At 65.8% G+C, this 1,297-nt stretch carries 2 protein-coding genes; one reads left to right on the forward strand and one right to left on the reverse strand.

Translation table 11 applies throughout. The annotated features are described in order from the left end of the window. Window positions 1-448: NAD(P)-binding domain-containing protein (locus tag HKK72_RS39370; RefSeq protein WP_261987636.1), on the reverse strand; the 448-nt coding region annotated here is incomplete at its 3' end. A 385-nt stretch (window positions 449-833) separates the two neighbouring features. On the opposite strand from HKK72_RS39370, the gene HKK72_RS39375 reads away from it, so the two are divergent. Then, window positions 834-1,297: isochorismatase family cysteine hydrolase (locus tag HKK72_RS39375; RefSeq protein WP_187239448.1), on the forward strand; the 464-nt coding region annotated here is incomplete at its 3' end.

Consider the following 1,297-nt stretch of genomic DNA (forward strand, 5'->3'; position numbering starts at 1 on the left):
GGCCGGCGCTTCCGGATCTTGAGGCGCTGTCATTCATTTCGCAGTTGGATGCCGGCCTCTGGAGCACATCCGCGTCCCCACCTACGAACAGTTGCAGCGCCCTTGCCCGCGCCGCCGCGACGCCACCGCCGGCCGGCGCTTCAAGAACGTCGATGCCACGCCCGAGCGCCCGCTCACGGATCGGTCCGGCGACGACGGGCGAGTTGCTCGTCATATCAAGCCCAACAGCTCCGGCCGGCAGCGCGTCGACCGCATCACCGGCCCCTGCCATCGCCTCCTCGACCTCCCTAGGGCCGGGCAACATGGTGATCAGGACGTGAGCGACACCGGCGACCGCCGCAGTCCGCGGGGACCACAGCGCGCCGCACTCGACCGCGGCACCCTCACACTCTGGACGTGCATCGCTCGCAACGACCCGATACCCGGCCTTCACGAGGTTGGCGCACATTGGCAAGTCCATGCGGCCCAGACCAACGAACCCGATCCGGGGCTGCGGACGCAGACCCGCGGCGACTCGCATGACACACCACGTCCTTTCACCAACGCCAAGCGTCGCGTCTCATGCGGCGTGATGGACTTCTCCCCCGGCCAGGACGAGGTTTTGACCGGTGTAGTACCCCTGACTCGATTCAACGGCGGCTCTACCCGCCGGAGGGACTCCCATGCGAGACAGGCAGCGAGACAGGATGAGGGCCTGGCGAGGTCTCCCTGGGCCCGGTCCCCCAAACATGTCACCGCGCGCATGGTCCCGCCGGTCAGCTTCAGCCTGCCGAGTTCCTCCGCGCAGCTTGAATCGCTGTCTTAAGAGCGGCCGAACCGGGCAGATGCTCACAGTGAGCACTACAGCACTGATCGTCATCGACATGATGAATCCCTACGACCATGAGGACGCGGATCTGCTGGCCGGCAGTGTCGAGACGATCATCGAACCGTTGCGGGAACTCATCGACCGGGCTCATGATCAAGAGGACGTACGCCTGCTCTATGTCAACGACAACCATGGCGACTTCTCGGCCACCCGCGAGGACATCGTCGAGCGGGCGCTCAAGGGCCGTCGGCCCGACCTCGTGGAACCCGTCCGCCCGTCGAGCGACTGCGCCTTCCTGCCCAAAGTGCGGCACAGCGCCTTCTACGGCACCGCGCTCGAGTACCTGCTACAGCGCGAAGACGTCGGGAATCTGGTCCTCACCGGCCAGGTGACCGAACAGTGCATCCTCTACAGCGCCCTGGACGCCTACATACGCCACATGCAGATCAAGATCCCCCGCGACACGGTGGCAGCCATCGACCACCGACT

Origin of the sequence: Actinomadura sp. HBU206391, assembly GCF_014323665.1 — a bacterium.
In the GTDB taxonomy this organism is placed as follows: domain Bacteria; phylum Actinomycetota; class Actinomycetes; order Streptosporangiales; family Streptosporangiaceae; genus Actinomadura_C.